Below are 16,425 nucleotides of genomic sequence, written 5' to 3'. Positions count from 1 at the left end.
GGTCCGCCTCGCCATGCTGCGCATCGCCTTTCTCGTTTTGCTGCTGGCCAACGCCGGTTACTACGCCTGGTCGGGCGGCATGCTGCGCGGCTGGGGGGCAGGGCCTGAGGAACCGTCGGAGCCGCAGCGCCTGGCGCAGCAGATCCACCCGGAAGTCCTGCAGCTGCATGTGCCGCCGCCCCAGCCTGCGGCATCCGCTGCTGCACCCGTTGCTCCAGCGGCAGCCAGCGCGCCGGCGGCCCTGCCAGCGGCGCCGGGGGCATCCGCTGCAGCCTCAGTGCCTGAGGCGGCCAGCGCACCCGGGGCCTCTGCAGAGGCCCCGGCAAGCTCCGCCATCGGCGCGGTCGGGCCCATCAATGCCACCGTCTGCCAGCAGGCCGGCCCCTTCGACCAGAACCAGGCCGACACCCTGCGCGTGGCCCTGCCGGCAGCGGGCTTCACGGCCGGCAGCTGGAGCCTGGACTTCACGCCCACCTCCGGCCGCTGGATGGTCTACATGGGCCGTTTCCCCGACGAGGACGCTCTGGCCCGCAAGCGCGCCGAACTGAAGGCGCGCAAGGTGGCCTATGACCGTCCGGGCAGCGCGCTGGAGCCCGGCTTGTCGCTGGGCCGCTATGCCACCCAGGAGGCCGCGGAGCGCGCCCTGAATGCGCTGGCGGTGCAGGGTGTGCGCACGGCCCGCGTGGTGCAGGAGCGCACTGGCACGCCCAGCGAATACATGCTGCGCCTGAACCTGCCCGCTGGCGATGCCGCACAGGCCGCCCGGCTGGAGCGCGCCCGCCCGGCGCTCGTGGGCCGCACGCTGCGCCCCTGCAGCTGACGCCGCCGCGGCGACGGCCGCCACAATGGGCTTTTCGCGTCCTCACCCCCAGGAGTTACCGCCCATGACCACCCTCTACGACTTCGAAGCCCAGCCCATGAGCGGCCCGCCGGTGCCGCTGCGCCAGTACGAGGGCCAGGTGCTGCTCATCGTCAACACCGCCAGCGCCTGCGGCTTCACACCCCAGTTCGCGGGGCTGGAGGCGCTGCACCAGCAGTTCGCCGGCCGGGGCCTGGCGGTGCTGGGCTTTCCGTGCAACCAGTTCGGCGGGCAGGACCCGGGCAGCAACGACGAGATCGCCAGTTTCTGCCAGCTGAACTACGGCGTGAGCTTCCCGATGATGGCCAGGATCGACGTGAACGGCGCCGACGCCGCGCCGCTCTACCGCTGGCTCACGGCCGAGGCACCGGGGATCCTGGGCACCAAGGCCATCAAGTGGAACTTCACCAAGTTCCTGATCGGCCGTGACGGCCAGGTCATTCGCCGCTATGCACCCACCGACAAGCCTGCGTCGCTGGCGCAGGACATCGAGGCCGCGCTGGCCGCCTGAGCCCGCCCCCGAGCCCATCGCGGTCCATCCGACGCGCGAGATACCCGCAGGGGTTGGCGGGGTTTGCGGACGCCCGCTAAGGCGCGGGCAGGCGGTTGCCCCGCCATGAATGCCCCGCAACGAGCCGTTGCGACATCACCGCGAAAAGCGCCGAAGGGTGCCGGTCGCACGGACCGGTTCCCGCCCTCGGCGGGCGAAGGCCTCGATGCGCCCACGGCCGCGGCACTCGGCAGCCCTTGCGCTGCCTGGGCCTGGCGGGATCAGGCCGCTGCCGGACCGCGCAGTTGGCGGGCGCGCGCCAGCATCTGGTGCACGTTGCGCTGGTCCATGCCGTACATGTCGGCGAACTGCTCCACCGACGTGCTGCCGCTGGCCTCGTAGGCGCGCAGCAGGGCTTCAGCCTTGGCGTCGCGCTCGGCGACCTCGGCGAAGGCTTCGTCGAGCAGGGCGTTGGCGTGCTCGTCGCGGCCACGCACCAGCGTGTCGTAGGCCTCGCGCGTGAGGCCCGAGGCTTCATACGCCTGGGCGATGCGGCGGCGCAGCTTGGCGACGAGGTCTTCGCCGTCGCGCGGCTTCTTGCGCCGGAAGACCTCCAGCAGCGCGTGGTGGATGTGTTCGGGCGCCATGGCTTCCACGGCCTGGCCTTGCAGGTCGTGGCGCTGGCGGCCCTCGGCCACCACCTGCAGGTAGCGGGTGGAGCGGGTGTGGATGCCGAGCGCGGCCTTCAGGTCTTCCTTTTCGAAGGCGCCCGGGTGGGCGTCCTGCAGGTCTTGGAAGATGCCGCGCTTGAGCGGCAGGAACTGCGCGCCGAAGAGGTGGGGGTAGAAGCCCGCGAGCTGTTCCAGCACCGGGTGGGTGCGGCGCGGGCCCTGGGCCTTGGGTGCGGGCTGGCCCTGCGCAGGGGCGGCGGATGCAGGCGCTGGGGCGGTCGTGCCTGCCGCGCGGTTGCCGCCCCGGCCCCGGCCACCGCGCCGGGAGCCGTTGCGGGGCGGGCGCGCAGCGCGGGCCTCGCCGTCAGCAGCAGGTGTGAGGGTGGCTTCGCCTGCGGCATCCGGTGCGGCGGCTTCGGCGGTGGCTGCTGGGGCCGGCGCAGCGTGGTCCACGGCGGCCGCGCCCTCGGTGGCGGCAGCGGCGGGGACGGGGTTCTGGGAGGCTTCAGCGGTCGCGTTGTCGGTCATGGCAATCGAAAGTTGCGGGCGGTCGGTTGTCGGGCGATGCGGCCCGGCTGCGGGGCGCGCCTTGCGCGGCGGAAAACCCGCCATCATGCCAGTTCGCCGCAGTGCAGGGCCGGTGGCCCCGCCACGCCACCCGCATCGGTGCCTAGAGGGCGCCGGGGCGCAGCGCCTCGTCCAGCACTTCGACCCAGTGGCGCACGGGCACGTCGGTGCCGCTTTGCAGGTGGGTGATGCAGCCGATGTTGGCCGAGAGGATGGCGACGGGTTGCTCGCCTTCGGCGAAGGCATCATCCAGCGCGGCGAGCTTGCGGTCGCGCAGCGGATAGGCCAGTTCGGGCTGCAGGACCGAATAGGTGCCGGCCGAGCCGCAGCACAGGTGCGATTCGGTGCGTGCCGTGCGCACGCGGAAACCCAGCGCGGTCAGGTGCGTTTCCACGCCGCCGCGCAGCTTCTGGCCGTGCTGCAGGGTGCAGGGCGGGTGGTAGGCCAGCAGCGCCCGGGCGGGGTCGATGCGACCCTGCAGCCGCTCGGCCAGTTCGGGCAGCAGTTCGGGCAGCAGCTCCGACAGGTCGCGGGCCAGGGCGCTGATGCGGGCGGCGCGCTGGGCGTATTCCGCATCGCCGCGCAGCAGATGGCCGTAGTCCTTGACCATCACGCCGCAGCCCGAGGCGTTGACCACGATGCTCTCGACGCCGCCCTGAGCCTCCACGTAGGGCCACCAGGCGTCGATATTGGCGCGCGCCTGGGCCAGGCCCCCGGCCTGGTCGTTCAGGTGGAACTTGACCGCGCCGCAGCAGCCGGCCTGCGGGGCGATCACCGTCTGGATGCCTGCGGCGTCGAGCACGCGGGCCGTGGCACGGTTGATGTTGGGCAGCATCGCGGGCTGCACGCAGCCGGCGAGCATCAGCACCTTGCGGGCGTGCTCGCGCACCGGCCAGGCGCCGGCTTGCTGGGGGGCGGGCACCTTGGCGCGCAGCGACTCGGGCAGCAGGCTGCGCACGGCCTGGCCGGCCTTCATGGCGGGGCCGAAGAGGGGCGAGGGCAGCCCTTCCTTGAGCGCCCAGCGCTTGGCGCGCTCGGCCAGCGGGCGCGGCACCCGCTCGTCCACCAGCTTGCGGCCGATGTCCACCAGGTGCCCGTACTGCACGCCGCTCGGGCAGGTGCTCTCGCAGTTGCGGCAGGTCAGGCACCGGTCCAGGTGCTGCTGCGTCTTGCGCGTGGGTTCGGCGCCTTCGAGCACCTGCTTGATCAGGTAGATGCGGCCGCGCGGGCCATCGAGCTCGTCGCCCAGCAGTTGGTAGGTAGGGCAGGTGGCGGTGCAGAAGCCGCAATGCACGCACTTGCGCAGGATGGCTTCGGCCTCCTGCCCTTCGGGCGTGCCCTGGTATTGGGGGGCTAGCGTGGTTTGCATCGTGGTCTTGGGGGTGTGGGGCGGGAAGGGGCTGGCGTGCAGGCGGGCAGGGGCCCCGTCAGCCTGGCGGCGGGGCATCGTCGGAGGCGGGGCGGGGCGGGCGCCGCAGGCGCAGCCAGCCGAAGGTCCATTCGCGCAGGGCGCGGTTGCGGCGCAGGTCGTCCAGATAGGCGGGCAGGGACAGCCACAGCAGCAGCGCGGCCAGCGGCAGCACGCAGATGAAACCCACGTACTTGAAGCCGGCCGCGCCGGCTACGCCGCCCAGCACGAAAGCCAGGATCAGTCCGCCGAAGAGCCGCACGCGCTGCAGGTTCGGCTGCACGCGGTTGGCTTCGGTGCGCTTGCGGTTCCAGTAGAGGGCCTTGCCGATCTCGATGCCCAAGTCGGTGAAGTTGCCGGTCATGTGCGTGGTGCGGATCTTGCCGCCCGAAACCTTGGAGGCCACCGCGTTCTGCACGCCCATCATGAAGGACAGCAGCAGCACCGTGAGCGGCACGGCGAAGGGCGTGGTCCATTCGAGCGTGATGGCACCCATCAGGCCGAAGGGCAGCATCAGCGCGGCTTCCAGCAGCAGGGGCAGGGCGTAGAGGTGGCGCATCCGGTACTGCCGGCCCCAGTTGATCTGGATGGCGGCGGTGGCCGCGCCGGCCAGGAAGGAGACGATGGCCCCCAGCGCGCCGAGCAGCATCTGCATGTCGCCCATCACCAGCGAGTCGGCCACCTGCGAGGTGAAGCCCGTCATGTGCGATGTGTACCGGGCCAGCAGCAGGAACCCGCCTGCATTGACCGCGCCGGCGTTGAAGGCCAGCAGCAGGCCCAGCATGCGGTTGGTGAAGTGCGTCCGGTGCAGTCCGGTCAGGTGGCGCAGCAGCCGCATGGCGACAGACCGGCTCAGTAACCGAGCCGGCCGGGGTTGAAGATACCGGCGGGATCGAACGCGTGACGCAGCCGCGCATGGATCTGCGCCAGCGCCGGAGATTGCAGGCCGGAAGTGCTTTGTGCGCCCACTGGGTTTGCGCTGGCAGCTATGAAAAGCGTAGCATCTCCACCCACCCCACGGGCAGCTGCGCGTAGCGCCTCGCCGTGGTCCGGTGCGGCCTGCACCCAGCGCAGCGCACCGTGCCACTCGATCAGGGGCGGCGCCACCCCGGTGGGCAGCGACAGCACCGGCGCGGTGGCGGGCACCGAGAGGCGCCAGAGCGCCTGGCCGGGCGTGCGGGCGGCGAACCAGGGCAGGGCCTGGTCGCGGCAATCGGCCCAGGCCTGCACGGCCTCGGCGTCGGGCACGCGCTCGCCGCCCAGCGTGCGGCAGGCGGCCTGCACGGCGGCGGTGGCGCCGCGCAGGCGCAGGTGCAGGGTGCCTGCGCCGTCCGATCCTGCGCAGCCCGGGGCATCGGCCTGCCAGCGGCTGGCGTTCAAGGGCAGGGGCTGGCCGCCCCAGGCGTGCAGCCGTTCCAGCGCCTCGGCCTGGGTGCAGGCAAAGCGCAGGGTGGCGTCGGCCGGTGTCACGGGCAGCACTTTCAGGCTCACCTCGGTGATGACGCCGAGCGTGCCCCAGGCGCCCACCATGAGGCGCGAGACGTCGTAGCCCGCGACGTTCTTCATGACCTGGCCGCCGAAGCGCAGCAGTTCGGCGCGGCCGTTGACGGTCTCCAGCCCCAGCACGTAGTCGCGAACCGATCCGGTGTTGGCACGGGCCGGGCCCGAGAGGCCCGAGGCCACCATGCCGCCCACGGTGGCGCCGGGCGCGAAATGCGGGGGCTCGAAGGGCAGGCACTGGCCCTGGGAGGCCAGCAGGGCCTCCAGCTCGGCCAGCGGGGTGCCGGCGCGGGCGGTGACGACCAGTTCGCTGTGCTCGTAGCTGATGACGCCGGCGAGCGGGCGCAGGTCGAGTACTTCGCCCTGCAGCACGGCTGCGCCGTGAAAATCCTTGGTGCCGCCGCCGCGCAAGCGCAGCGGGCGGCGGTCGGAGGCGCTGGCTCGCACGCGCTCCACGATCTGGCTGAGGGCTGAATCCATGCCGAGGATGGTACGGCAGTGCCCCGTGCAGGGGCCGTCGGCCGGGCTTGAATTTTTTGAACGGGGCGCGTGAGGTTTGCCCGGCAGGCGGCGAACCTCAGTGCGAGCCGGCGTCGAAGAAGGCCACCGGCAGGCCCGGCACCTCCACCCGCGTCGAGACGATGCAGCCCGATTGCGGGAGCGCGGCCAGTTCATCGGCCGGGCGGCCGTGGCTGGCGGAAGTGACGAACAGCGTGCGCCCGTCGTCGCCGCCCAGGCAGGGCATGGTCGGGCAGCGCAGGGGCAGGGCGAGGTCGGCCAGCAGCTCGCCACGGGGCGAGAGGCGCACCACACGGCCGCCTTCGTAGAGCGCGCTCCAGTAGGCGCCTTCGGCATCGACGCCCGCGCCATCGGGGCGGCCGCCGTAGCCCGTCTGGCCGGGCTGCCAGCCGGCCGGCTTGGGCTCGAAACTGCGCAGCACGCGGGGCGCGCCCTGGGGCATCAGGTCGCCATCGCAGGCCCAGGCGTGGATGGCGTGCGAGGGCGTGTCGCACCAGTACATGGTGCTGCCGTCGGGCGACCAGGCCAGGCCATTGGCGGTGGCCGCGCCGTCCAACACGCGGCGCACGGTGGCCGGGCCGGCGCCGCGCGCGTCGATGCAGTAGAGCGCTGCGACGGGTTGGCGCGGCCCGGCCTGCGGTTCATGGATGGAGCCGACCCAGAAGCGGCCCAGCGCATCGCACTTGCCGTCGTTGGCGCGCTGGGTGGCGGGGTCGAAGGGCAGGCGGGCGATGGGCTCCAGCACACCCTGCCACTGCCGGGCCAGGACGACTTCGGCGCGCAGCGCCATCACCAGGCCGCCGCCCGGTACCGGCGCGATGCAGCCGGGTTCTGTGGGCATGGGCCAGTGCTCGACGGCGCCCGAGGCCGGGTCCAGCCGCGACACCCTGCGCCCGGAGATGTCCACCCAGTACAGGCGCCGCTCATCGGGGTGCCAGAAGGGTGATTCACCCAGTTGGGAGGGCTCGGTGGTGGCAGCGGTCCAGGTCATGCAGAGGGGTTCCTTGAAAGCGGTGGGAGGCGAGTGCCAGGGGACTTGCCGGGGGAATCTACTCCAACCTTCGATGCCCGGCGCTGGCATGATCGACGCTTCGCGGCGCCACCGGACCGACGGCGGCGCAGGGTTCCCGGCCCTTTTCAAAGGCCCCTTTTGCGCGCTGATTCCTCTCGGCATTACATCTTGAAACCGATTCCCGACCTCCACGTCTGCGACCGCGAGCCCATCCGGGTGCCCGGCGCCATCCAGCCGCACGGCCGTATGCTCGTGCTGGATGGAACGACCCATGCGCTCCGGGCCTGGAGCGCCAACTGGGCCGATGGCGCGACCGCGGCCCTGAGCGCGCTGGATCCCCACGTGCTGAACGACACCCCGGCGGACGGCTCTTCGGTACAGGTGGGTGTGATGGATCTGGCGGGCTGCCGGCACGTCTGCTGGGCGCACCGCAACGCCACGCAGCTGATCGTGGAATGCGAGCCCCAGGCCGAGCTTCTGCGGCCCGAGGCGCCCATCTACGGCCTGGCGCGCGACTTCCTGCCACGACTGCAGGCCGCCGGCACGGTGCAGGCGCTGGTCGCCCTGGCCGCGCACGAACTGCAGCGCCTGACGGGCTTCGGCCGCGCGCTGGTCTATCGCTTCGACGATGAGGGGCATGGCGAGGTGCTGGGCGAAGCGCTGATGCCGGGCTACGAGAGCTACCTGGGGCTGCATTTCCCTGCCTCCGACATTCCCCAGCAGGCGCGCGCGCTCTACCTGTCCAACCGTTTCCGGCTGATTCCGGACGCCAACTACCAACCCGTGCCGCTGCTCGCGGCGCCGGACGGCCCTGCCCCGGGGGAGATCGACCTGTCGCAGGCCTTCCTGCGCAGCGTCTCGCCGGTGCACCTGGAATACATGCGCAACATGGGCACGCTGGCGTCCATGTCGGTGTCCATCGTGGTCGATGGCCGTCTCTGGGGCCTGGTGTCCTGCCACCACCACGAGCCGCGCCTGCTCGAATCCAGCGTGCGCGCCGCCTGCAGCCACCTGGGGCAGCTGTTGTCGATGCAGATCGAGGCCAAGCAGGCCAATGCCGAGGTGGCGGCCCGCCTGGACCTGCGCCAGCTGACCCTGCAACTCGTCGCCCATCTTGCGGATAGCGACGCCAGCCTGCGCCGCATCCTGGACGAGCCCGCCGTCCTGCTGCGCATGGCTCGCGCCAGCGGAGCCGCCGTGGTGCTGGACGAGCAGGTCTGGACGACGGGCGAAACGCCGCCGCCTCTGGCGCTGGTGGAGCTGGCCGGCTGGGTTGCGGGGCTGGGCTCCGAGGTCTATCAGAGCGATCAGCTCGCGGTCCACTATCCGCCGGCCGCCGGCTGGCAGGGCACTGCGGCCGGCGTGCTGGCCATCTCCATCTCGCAGGTGCACCGCCACGTGATCCTGTGGTTCCGGCCCGAAGTGGTGCAGACCGTGACCTGGGCGGGCGATCCGCGCAAGTCGCAGCAGCCCGATGCGCGCGGGCGCATCCACCCGCGCCTGAGTTTCCAGCGCTGGGCCCAGCAGATCGGCGGCCGCTGCCTGCCCTGGTCGGGCGCCGAGGTGTCCGCCGCGGGCGAGCTGCGGCAGGCGCTGATCGGCATCGTGCTGCGGCGCGCCGAGGAGCTGGCCGCCATCGCCGGCGAGCTGGGCCGGGTCAACAAGGAGCTGGAGGCGTTCTCGTACACCGTCTCGCACGACCTGCGCGCGCCCATGCGCCACATCGCGGGCTATGTCGATCTGGTGATGGACACCGAGGGCGCGGCCCTGAGCGAGCGCGCCCACCGCTACATGCGGCACGTCAAGAGCGCGGCGGCGTTCGCCAGGCAACTGGTGGACGCGCTGCTCGACTTCTCCCGCATGGGGCGCACGGCGCTCAAACTCAAGCGGGTGGAGACCGTCGGCCTGGTGCAGGGCCTGGCGCGCGAGCTCTCTCGCCACGAGCCCGGGCGCCGCATCGAATGGCGCATCGCGCCCGACCTGCCCGAGCTGACCGCCGACCCGCTGCTCTTGCAGGTGGCGGTACGCAACCTCATGGGCAACGCGGTCAAGTACAGCCGCGAGCGCGACCCGGCCGTCATCACCGTGCGCGCCCTGCGCCGCCCCGAGGGCGAGGGCCTGGAGGTGGAGGACAACGGCGTGGGTTTCCAGATGCAGTACGTGGGCAAGCTCTTCAACGTCTTCCAGCGGCTCCACCAGAGCGAGGAGTTCGAGGGCACGGGCATCGGCCTGGCCAACGTCAAGCGCATCGTGGAGCGCCACGGCGGCCAGGTTTGGGCCTGGGGCGAGCCGGGACAAGGCGCCCGCTTCGGCTTCGTGCTGCCCGAAGCCCGGCAAAATGCCGCCATGCATTCCCCCGATGGAGCCTCGGCCGATCATGCTTAAACCGATTCTGCTGGTCGAAGACGACCTGCGCGACCAGGAACTCACGCTGCTCGCGCTGGAGCGCAGCCAGCTGGCCAATGAAGTCGTAGTGCTGCGCGACGGCGCCGAGGCGTTGGCCTATCTGCGCCGCGAGGGAGAGCATGCGGTCCGCGAGGAGGGCAATCCCGCCGTCATCCTGCTGGACCTGAAGCTGCCCAAGGTCAACGGGCTGGAAGTGCTGGAGGCCGTGCGCAACAACCCTGTGCTGCGCAGCATCCCGGTGGTCATGCTGACGTCTTCCCAGGAAGAGTCCGACCTGCTGCGCAGCTACGAATTGGGCGTCAATGCGTACGTGGTCAAGCCCGTGGAATTCAAGCAGTTCGTCTCGGCGATCGCCGACCTGGGCGTGTTCTGGGCGGTGCTCAACGAGCCGCCGCCGGGTTCGCTGCGGGCCAACCGCCGCTATGACTGAGCGGGCGGCGGGCTCCCCAGTGCCGTCCCAGCAGCCCTTGCAGGTCCTCCTTCTGGAGGATTCGGCGTTCGACGCCGAGCTGCTGCACGAGGCGCTGCTCGCCGCCTATCCCCGCGCCCGGCTGGAGCTGGTGGGCGACGGCGCGAGCTTCGCGGCCGCGCTGGAGCGCGGCGGCATCGACATCATCTTGTCCGACCACGAACTGGGGGGCTACAGCGGCACCGAGGCCCTGACCCTCGCGCGCGAGCGAGCGCCCGAGGTGCCGTTCATCTTCGTATCCGGCGTGATCGGCGAGGACAACGCGGTCGAGCTGCTCAAGCGCGGCGCCCGGGACTACGTGAGCAAGGGCCGCCTCTCGCGCCTCGCCTCGGTGCTGGACCGCGCGTTGCGCGAAGTAGCCGAGCGCCAGGCCCGCGCCGGCGCGGAGCGCGAGCTGCGCGCGGCCAAGGAAGAGGCCGAGCGCCTCACGGCCGAACTGGCCGAGCGCGTGCGCGAAGTCGAGGCCGGCCAGGCCCGCCTGCGCGCCGCCACCGATGCGGGCGGCCTGGGCGTCTGGCAGCTCGACCTGGTCCGCAACGAGCTGATCGCGTCCGCCCACTGCAAGCGCCATTTCGGCCGCGACGAACACCTGCCTTTTTCCTACGAGCAGCTGCTGGAGGCCGTCCATCCGGACGACCGCCCGCGCATGCTGGCCGCCGTGGCGCACACCGAGGCCTCGGGTGATGACTATCGGATCGAATACCGTATCGTGCGGCCCGATGGGCAGCTGGCCTGGGTGCGCGTCATGGGTCGGCTCGAAAAGAACGCCCAGGGCCGCCCGGTCAACATCGCCGGCGTCTCGCAGGAGATCACCGACACCATGCTGTCGCTGCGCCGCGCCGAGCTGCTGGACTACCTGGACCGCGAGGTCTATGGCGTCATCCCCGATCCGCGCGAGATCGCCTACCGCGCCGCCGAGGCGCTGGGGCGCGCGCTGGACGTGAGCCGTGCCGGCTACGGCCTGGTCGATCGCAAGGCGGAGACCATCACCATCGAGCGCGACTGGAACGCGCCGGGCATCCAGACGCTGGCCGGCACCCTGAGCTTTCGCGACTACGGCAGCTACATCGATGACCTGAAGCGCGGCGAGACGGTGGTTTTCGCCGACGCGCGCCGAGACCCGCGCACGCGCGACAACGCCGACGCGCTGATCGCCATCAGCGCGCAGTCGGTCATCAACATGCCGGTGAGCGAGGAGGGCGGTCTGGTCGCCCTGCTCTACCTCAACCATGAAAGCGCCCGGCACTGGACGGCGGAAGAGATGAGCCTCATCCGCGACGTGGCCCACCGAACGCGGCATGCCGTGGAGCGGCGCCGCGTCGAGCAGAAGCTGCATGCGCTGGCCAATTCGCTCGAACGCAAGGTGCAGGAACGCACGGCCGAGCTGATGAAATCCGAGGCGGCGCTGCGCCAGTCGCAGAAGATGGAGGCCGTGGGCCAGCTCACGGGCGGGCTGGCGCACGACTTCAACAACATCCTGGGCGCGATCTCCGGCGCGCTCGAATTGCTGCGGCGCAACCTGGGCCCGGAATCGCCCGGCATCCGCTACGTGGACATCGGCCAGAACGCCGCCAAACGCGCCGCCGCGCTGACCCACCGCCTGCTGGCCTTTTCGCGCCGGCAGACGCTGGAGCCCAAGGTGCTGAAGGTCCACCAGCTGATCGCGGGTTTCGACGAACTCGTGCGCCGCACCATCGGTCCGCAGATCACGCTGGACGTGATTGCCGGCGAGGGTGTATGGCCGGTGCAGGCCGACCCGGGCCAGCTGGAGAACGCGCTGCTCAACCTCTGCATCAACGCCCGCGACGCCATGCCGGACGGCGGGCGGCTGGTGATCGAGGCGTCCAACCGCACCATCGACGGGCCCGTACCCAGGGAGGACGATATCTCCCCCGGCCAGTACGTTTCCATCGCGGTGAGCGACAACGGCGCAGGCATGCCCGCCGAGGTGATGGCGCGGGCCTTCGACCCCTTCTTCACGACCAAGCCTCTGGGCGTGGGCACTGGCCTGGGCCTGTCCATGGTCTATGGCTTCGCCCGCCAGTCGGGCGGGCAGGTGCGGATCTATTCCGAAGTCGGTGTCGGGACCACGGTCTGCATCTACCTGCCTCGCTACCAGGGCGCGGACCTGCCGATGGAAGACGCCGGCGCGCCGCCGGCGCCCGTGGTCCCCGTGGGCCGCGGCGAGACCGTTCTGGTCGTGGACGACGAGGCCCCGGTGCGGGTGCTGATGGTGGAGATGCTGCGCGAGATGGGGTTCCAGGTGCTGGAGGCCGAAGACGGTCCCGAGGCGCTGGATGTGCTCAAGCGCCATGCGGATGTCGCCCTGCTCGTCACCGACGTGGGCCTGCCCGGCGGCATGAACGGCCGGCAGGTGGCAGATGCGGCACGCGAGCTGTACCCGTCGCTGCGCGTGCTGTTCGTGACCGGCTATGCCGAAAGTGCCGTGCTCAGCCATGGCCACCTGCCCGCAGGCATGCAGGTGCTGACCAAGCCGTTCGAACTGCAGGTCTTCAGTCAGCGCATCCAGGCGCTGATGCAGTCGTCTGCAGGCCGGTAGCGGCTCTTGTCTGGCCAGCGGCAGCGGCCCCCGATTCCCCTCCGGCCGCGTCCACCGGCCCAGCGCTGCGGCGGCCCAGCGCTGCCCAGACGCGCCGTCGCCGGCCAGCCTGCGCGCCTCCCCGTGCCGGCTTTTCATCAGGGCCGCACGGGCAAAAAAAAGGCCCGCCGGGCGGCGGGCCAAATATCCATAGAGGAGTCACTCGTCAATGAACCCCGTCAGGGGCTCTGCTTACCACCCACCCGATGCCACCAGACACCGGGCGGGATCGGGGGGCATCAACGGTGGTAGGCCGTTTCGCCGTGAGAGGTGATGTCCAGACCTTCGCGCTCGGCTTCTTCGCTGACGCGCAGGCCCACCAGCAGATCGGCGATCTTGTAGGAGATGAAAGCCACGACGCCGGACCACACGATGGTGAACAGCACGCTCTTGACCTGCACCCACACTTGAGCACCCATGCTGAACGTGTCGGGCGTCAGGCCGCCCGTGCCGCCCAGGCTTTGCGATGCAAACACGCCGGTCAGGATGGCACCGAGGATGCCGCCCGTACCGTGCACGCCGAACACGTCGAACGCGTCATCGGCACCCAGCATGCGCTTGAGGCCACCCACGCCCCACAGGCAGACCACGCCCGCCAGCAGACCCATCACGATCGAGCCCATGGGGCCCACGAAGCCGGCAGCGGGCGTTACGGCCACGAGGCCGGCCACGGCGCCGGAGGCAGCGCCCAGCATGGAGGCCTTGCCCTTGGAGAGGGCTTCGGCACCGATCCAGGACAGCGTGGCGGCAGCGGTGGCCAGCACGGTGTTCACGAAGGCCAGGCCGGCGTTGGCGTTGGCGGCGCCGGCGGAGCCGGCGTTGAAGCCGAACCAGCCCACCCACAGCAGCGAGGCGCCCACCATCGTCAGCGTCAGCGAGTGGGGCGTGAAGGCTTCCTTGCCGAAGCCCAGGCGCTTGCCCACCATGTAGGCACCCACCAGACCGGCGATACCGGCATTGATGTGCACCACGGTGCCGCCGGCGAAGTCCAGCGCGCCGTCGGCGCCCAGCAGGCCGCCGCCCCACACGATGTGGGCCATGGGCACGTAGCTGAAGGTGAACCATAGCACCGAGAAGATCAGCACGGCGGCGAACTTGATGCGCTCGGCGAACGAACCCACGATCAGCGCCACGGTGATGGCGGCGAAGGTGCCCTGGAACGCGAAGAACACGTATTCAGGGATCGTCGTCAGGGCGCCGAAGGTTTCCTGGGTCACGCCCTTGAGGAACAGCTTGTCGAAGCCACCGAAGAACTTGCCCTCGCCGGAGAACGCCAGGCTGTAGCCGTAGATGGCCCAGAGCAGCGACACCAGCGAGAAGATCACGAAGACCTGCATCAGCACCGACAGCATGTTCTTGGAACGACCCAGGCCGCCGTAGAACAGGGCCAGGCCGGGAATGGTCATCAGGATGACCAGCAGCGTGGAGGTCAGCATCCAGGCGGTGTCGCCAGAGTCCACCTTGGGAGCGGGGGCGGCAGCCGGGGCAGCGGCAGCGGGTGCTGCATCGGCCTTGGCGGCTGGCTCGGCAGCAGCGGCAGGCGCCGGCGCGGCAGCGGATGCGGCTTCGGCGGGCGCCGTCACGGCGGCGGGTTCAGAGGCGGCAGGCGCCTGGGCCAGCACGGCGGTGCCGGCGGTCATCAGGCTCAAGCCCAGAAGGCAGGAAGCAAGCAGTTTTTTCATGGCAGTACTCGGGATGTGTATCGGGGTACGGGGCGTGTGCGGCCGGCTTTTAGAGGGCTTCCTTGCCGGTTTCGCCGGTGCGGATGCGCACCACCTGCTCCAGGTGGCCCACGAAGATCTTGCCGTCGCCGATCTTGCCGGTGCGCGCTGCACCTTCGATCGCTTCGATGACACGCTCGACCAGCTCGTCCGCGACGGCGGCTTCGATCTTGACCTTGGGCAGGAAGTCCACCACGTACTCGGCGCCGCGGTACAGCTCCGTATGGCCCTTCTGGCGACCGAAGCCCTTGACTTCGGTCACGGTGATGCCTTGCACACCGATGTCCGAGAGGGCTTCGCGCACCTCGTCGAGCTTGAAGGGTTTGATGATGGCTGTCACCATTTTCATTTGCGTTTCCTCCGGGTCGGGCGCAGTGCGCCTGCTGTGAGTGGGTATCAGGATAAGGGCCTCAAAGCATGGAACGTGCCATCGCACTCGGGTGCGGCCGTGTTGGTGGGCCGTGCTTACAGTCACGGCCTGTACCGCTGCGTTACCCTTTACGCACGCCGTAACGTAATGCACTCGAGTGGTGCAAACCAGAAAGCCACGCATAGGGATGCGTTCCTGATGCACCTGTATGGGGAGAGGGGTCGATATGAGTCTTGCTTTGGTGCAAAGCCGTGCGCTGCTGGGGCTGCAGGCGCCTTCGGTCACCGTCGAAGTGCATCTGGCCAACGGCTTGCCCAGTTTCACGCTGGTCGGCCTGGCCGAGGTGGAGGTCAAGGAGGCGCGCGAGCGCGTGCGCTCGGCCCTGCAGAACGCGGGGCTGGAGTTCCCGGCCAACAAGAAGATCACCGTCAACCTGGCGCCCGCCGATCTGCCCAAGGACTCCGGGCGGTTCGACCTGCCGATCGCCTTGGGCATTCTCGCGGCCAGCGGTCAGATCGACGGGGCGCGGCTGGCCGGGCACGAGTTCGCGGGCGAGCTATCGCTCTCGGGCGAACTGCGCGCCGTGCGCGGGGCCCTGGCCACCAGCCTGGCGCTGCGCACGCTGGGCGAGGCCCCGCGCATGGTGCTGCCGCCCGGCAGCGCCGAAGAGGCCGCACTGGTGCCGGACACCGAGGTCTATCGCGCCCGCCATTTGCTGGACGTGGTGCGGCACTTCCTGCCCGCAGGGCAGGGCGCCGCGGAGCCTGACGATGAAGGCGAGGGCGGCTGGGCCCGTGTGCTGCCCGTCCCGCCGCCCGTGCGGGCGCCCGAAGCCGACCTGGCCGACGTCAAGGGCCAGGCCGCCGCCCGCCGGGCGCTGGAGATCGCCGCCGCCGGCGGCCACGGCCTCTTGCTGGTGGGGCCGCCCGGCTCGGGCAAGTCCATGCTGGCACACCGCTTCGCCTCGCTGCTGCCGGCCATGACGGTGCAGGAGGCGCTGGAGAGCGCGGCCGTGGCCAGCCTGGCCGGCCGCTTCGATGCCAGCCGCTGGATGCAGCGAACCACGGCCCATCCGCACCACACCTGCAGCGCGATCGCCCTGGTGGGCGGGGGCTCGCCCCCGCGCCCTGGAGAGATTTCATTGGCCCACGAAGGCGTGCTTTTCCTGGACGAATTCCCCGAATTCGCCCGCACCGCGCTGGAGGCCCTGCGCGAGCCGCTGGAGACCGGGCGCATCACCATCGCGCGCGCGGCGCGGCGGGTGGACTTTCCGGCGCGGTTCCAGCTCGTCGCGGCGATGAACCCTTGCCCCTGCGGCTTCCAGGGCTCGTCCCAGCGGGCCTGCCGGTGCACACCCGACCAGGTGGCGCGCTACCAGGGCAAGCTCAGCGGGCCGCTGCTGGACCGCATCGACCTGCATGTGGAGGTGCCCGCCCTGCCCACCGACGAACTGCTGGCTGCGCTGCCCGGCGAATCCACCGCCACCGTGCGCGAACGCGTGGTGGCCGCGCGGGAGCGCGCCATGGCGCGGCAGGGCTGCACCAACCAGGCGCTGCAGGGCCGCCAGATCGACGAGCACCTGGTGCTGCAGGACGCGGCCACCCAGTTCCTGCGCACGGCTGCCACGCGGCTGGCGTGGTCTGCGCGCAGCACGCACCGGGCGCTGAAGGTGGCACGCACCATCGCCGACCTGGCGGGCGCCGCGCAGATCGAGCCCGCTCACGTGGCGGAGGCGGTGCAGTACCGCCGGGTGCTGCGCAGCCTGCCGCATTGACAACGTCTGCCACGCCATGGCCTACGGGCCGGCGCGTCGCCCTCGTTCTGAAACCATGCC

At 70.8% G+C, this 16,425-nt stretch carries 13 protein-coding genes; 6 read left to right on the top strand and 7 right to left on the bottom strand.

The window, feature by feature from the left end; genetic code table 11:
* Positions 1–13 precede the first annotated feature (13 nt).
* Both AC3A84_RS12075 and AC3A84_RS12070 read left to right on the top strand, forming a co-directional pair.
* Positions 14–820, top strand: coding sequence for an SPOR domain-containing protein (locus tag AC3A84_RS12075; protein ID WP_487969863.1), 807 nt, complete (start codon positions 14–16; stop codon positions 818–820).
* 64 nt (positions 821–884) lie between these two features.
* On the top strand, positions 885–1,370 hold the full coding sequence (locus tag AC3A84_RS12070) for a glutathione peroxidase (protein WP_487969862.1): 486 nt from the start codon (positions 885–887) through the stop codon (positions 1,368–1,370).
* A 260-nt stretch (positions 1,371–1,630) separates the two neighbouring features.
* On the opposite strand, the gene AC3A84_RS12065 is transcribed toward AC3A84_RS12070, so the two are convergent.
* The 5 genes from AC3A84_RS12065 to AC3A84_RS12045 form a co-directional block, all read right to left on the bottom strand.
* Positions 1,631–2,548: a ProQ/FINO family protein gene (locus AC3A84_RS12065; protein ID WP_487969861.1), complete on the bottom strand. Its 918-nt coding sequence runs from the start codon at positions 2,546–2,548 to the stop codon at positions 1,631–1,633.
* A gap of 142 nt (positions 2,549–2,690) precedes the next feature.
* Complete coding sequence (gene glcF, locus AC3A84_RS12060) at positions 2,691–3,956, bottom strand: glycolate oxidase subunit GlcF (protein ID WP_487969860.1); 1,266 nt, start codon at positions 3,954–3,956, stop codon at positions 2,691–2,693.
* Between the two features lie 58 nt (positions 3,957–4,014).
* Positions 4,015–4,833 (bottom strand): YoaK family protein, encoded by an 819-nt coding sequence (locus AC3A84_RS12055; RefSeq protein WP_487969859.1) that lies wholly within the window; start codon positions 4,831–4,833, stop codon positions 4,015–4,017.
* A gap of 14 nt (positions 4,834–4,847) precedes the next feature.
* The gene (gene glcE, locus AC3A84_RS12050; RefSeq protein ID WP_487969858.1) at positions 4,848–5,975 is read right to left on the bottom strand and encodes a glycolate oxidase subunit GlcE; all 1,128 of its coding nucleotides are present in this window, start codon (positions 5,973–5,975) and stop codon (positions 4,848–4,850) included.
* A 97-nt stretch (positions 5,976–6,072) separates the two neighbouring features.
* Complete coding sequence (locus AC3A84_RS12045) at positions 6,073–7,005, bottom strand: SMP-30/gluconolactonase/LRE family protein (RefSeq protein ID WP_487969857.1); 933 nt, start codon at positions 7,003–7,005, stop codon at positions 6,073–6,075.
* A gap of 189 nt (positions 7,006–7,194) precedes the next feature.
* On the opposite strand from AC3A84_RS12045, the gene AC3A84_RS12040 reads away from it, so the two are divergent.
* The 3 genes from AC3A84_RS12040 to AC3A84_RS12030 are packed head-to-tail and all read left to right on the top strand — an operon-like array spanning position 7,195 to position 12,461.
* Entirely contained in the window at positions 7,195–9,411 is a 2,217-nt protein-coding gene (locus tag AC3A84_RS12040; protein ID WP_487969856.1) for an ATP-binding protein, read from the top strand.
* Positions 9,404–9,862: a response regulator gene (locus AC3A84_RS12035; protein WP_487969855.1), complete on the top strand. Its 459-nt coding sequence runs from the start codon at positions 9,404–9,406 to the stop codon at positions 9,860–9,862. Before AC3A84_RS12040 ends, AC3A84_RS12035 begins: the two co-directional genes overlap by 8 nt.
* A gap of 37 nt (positions 9,863–9,899) precedes the next feature.
* Entirely contained in the window at positions 9,900–12,461 is a 2,562-nt protein-coding gene (locus AC3A84_RS12030; protein ID WP_487969854.1) for a response regulator, read from the top strand.
* 278 nt (positions 12,462–12,739) lie between these two features.
* Here AC3A84_RS12030 and AC3A84_RS12025 read toward each other — a convergent pair whose 3' ends face one another.
* The gene (locus tag AC3A84_RS12025) at positions 12,740–14,182 is read right to left on the bottom strand and encodes an ammonium transporter (protein WP_487969853.1); all 1,443 of its coding nucleotides are present in this window, start codon (positions 14,180–14,182) and stop codon (positions 12,740–12,742) included.
* A gap of 49 nt (positions 14,183–14,231) precedes the next feature.
* On the bottom strand, positions 14,232–14,570 hold the full coding sequence (glnK, locus tag AC3A84_RS12020) for a P-II family nitrogen regulator (protein ID WP_092937737.1): 339 nt from the start codon (positions 14,568–14,570) through the stop codon (positions 14,232–14,234).
* A gap of 247 nt (positions 14,571–14,817) precedes the next feature.
* Here glnK and AC3A84_RS12015 point away from each other — a divergent pair, with 247 nt between their 5' ends.
* Positions 14,818–16,365 carry a YifB family Mg chelatase-like AAA ATPase gene (locus AC3A84_RS12015; protein WP_487969852.1) on the top strand — a complete coding sequence of 516 codons (1,548 nt, stop codon included), beginning with the start codon at positions 14,818–14,820 and terminating at the stop codon, positions 16,363–16,365.
* The last annotated feature ends 60 nt before the right edge of the window (positions 16,366–16,425 follow it).

It is taken from the genome of Paracidovorax sp. (assembly GCF_057642795.1).
This window is presented reverse-complemented; position numbering and strand designations above follow the sequence as displayed.